The organism is Bradyrhizobium sp. SHOUNA76, assembly GCF_023006445.1.
In the GTDB taxonomy this organism is placed as follows: domain Bacteria; phylum Pseudomonadota; class Alphaproteobacteria; order Rhizobiales; family Xanthobacteraceae; genus Bradyrhizobium.
Map to the genome: position 1 here is coordinate 1 of NZ_JALBHA010000801.1, position 1799 is coordinate 1799.

Annotated in this window: 1 protein-coding gene and 1 pseudogene; one reads left to right on the forward strand and one right to left on the reverse strand. The window is 63.6% G+C overall.

Going from position 1 to position 1799, the window contains the following annotated elements:
- Positions 1 to 162: pseudogene (locus MOV74_RS37265) on the reverse strand (tRNA guanosine(34) transglycosylase Tgt); the annotation flags it as partial.
- 188 nt (positions 163 to 350) lie between these two features.
- Between MOV74_RS37265 and MOV74_RS37270 the strand changes: the two are divergent.
- Positions 351 to 1559: a patatin-like phospholipase family protein gene (locus MOV74_RS37270; RefSeq protein WP_246932406.1), complete on the forward strand. Its 1209-nt coding sequence runs from the start codon at positions 351 to 353 to the stop codon at positions 1557 to 1559.
- Positions 1560 to 1799: the final 240 nt, after the last annotated feature.

A 1799-nucleotide genomic window follows, 5' to 3' on the forward strand; every position in this document is an offset into this window, starting at 1 on the left:
CACCTCGCGCCAGTGCATGCCCTTCATGGCACCGGCGGTGCCGACCGGCATGAAGGCCGGCGTCCGCACCACGCCGTGAGGTGTGGTCAGGCGTCCGGTGCGCGCGGCGCCGTCGGTGGCGAGCAATTCAAAGTGATTGGGAAGGTCATTGTCGGGATTCATGGCGGTGCTTATTGCGTGTCGGAGGAAGCCGATCAACCCGCCCAACCCAGTCCTGGCCGGACCGTGCCTCAGACCGGGACACAATTAAAGCGGATAAGGCCGCCGCGCCCCTTGTTAAACAAAACGATACCGTGTAGTTTTATGTTGGGCTGGACGAGATGCCGTGGGCGAATTGCCGGCGGCGGTCAATGCGTGATCGACAGCCACCGACAATGCCTTTCCCTTCATGTTCGACCGACATCTCCAGCCGCTCGCGTGACTGGATCAGGCAGACAGCTGCCCGTCTGATCGGTTTCCTGGTCCTGACGTGCAGCCTGGCACTCGCCGGCTGCACCTCCCTGCCCCGCACGCCCTACACCGCCGCAGAAGCCAGCACCTCGCGTGTGCTCGATATCGATGGCCTCAGGCGCTACGCCGACGAGCCCATCACGAAATTCAGCTTCGAGAAGGACAACAGCACCGCGACGAAGTCCTATCTGGCGCTCTCCGGCGGCGGCGCCGATGGCGCCTACGGCGTCGGCGTTCTCAACGGTTGGACCGCCGCCAGAACCCGTCCGACCTTCTCTGTCGTCTCCGGCGTGAGCACCGGCGGGCTGATCGCGCCGTTCGCGTTTCTGGGATCGCAATATGACGACACGCTGAGGGAGGTCTACACCAGCGGCATCGCGGAAAGCCTCCTGAACGATCCCAGCATCATGCGTGTGCTGTTCGGATCGGGCCTGTTCGGCAATACAAGGCTGCGCGAGCTCGTCGCCCGCTATGTCGGGCCCGAGATCATGGCGCAAGTCGCGCGCGAGAATGCCAAGGGCCGGAAGCTGGTGGTGGTGACGACCGATCTCGACACCCAGCGCACCGCGATCTGGGACATGGGCAAGATCGCCGCGGTCGGAACGCCCGAGGCGCTAAAACTGTTTCGCGACGTGATGGCGGCCTCCGCCAGCATCCCCCTGGTGTTTCCGCCGATCATGATCGACGCCGAGGGCCAGGGCCGCAAGTTCCAGGAGATGCATGTCGACGGCGGCGTAACCGCCCCGGTGCTGACGTTGCCGGAAGCCTTGCTGTTCCAGGGCAGCCGGCTGCCGGGCAGTGCGAAGCTGGACATCTACATCCTCGTCAACAAGAAGATCGAACGCAATTTCGAGCTTGTCTCCAACGGCACCATCGATGTCGCCTCGCGCAGCCTGTCGGCGATTACCCAGTCGCAGACGCGCTCGATCATCTTCTCGACCTATGATTTCGCCAAGCGCAACCGTCTCGGCTTTCATCTCTCCTACATCGCACGCGAATATCCGGCGCCGCCGTCGGAAGGGTTCGACACCTCCTATATGCGGGCGCTCTATCAATACGGATACGACAAGGCCGCGTCCGGCCAGGCCTGGAGCTCGACGGTGCCGTAAGCGCCGGTGACGGAACGAGGCCCTGCTGAAACCGTTGACGATACGGCCAATTCGGCCAGATTCGCGATGACGCCTCCGCTCCTGCGCGATATAGAGCGAATGACCATTGTCGGAAACGCGCAGGAATCATTGGGCATGGGATTGACTGCGACCAAGACGAGAGCGGCAGCGGCGCGCCGCGAGGTGCCGAAATCCCGCGGCGGCCGGCCGACGAAAACCGCCGCCATCGAGCGCGACCAG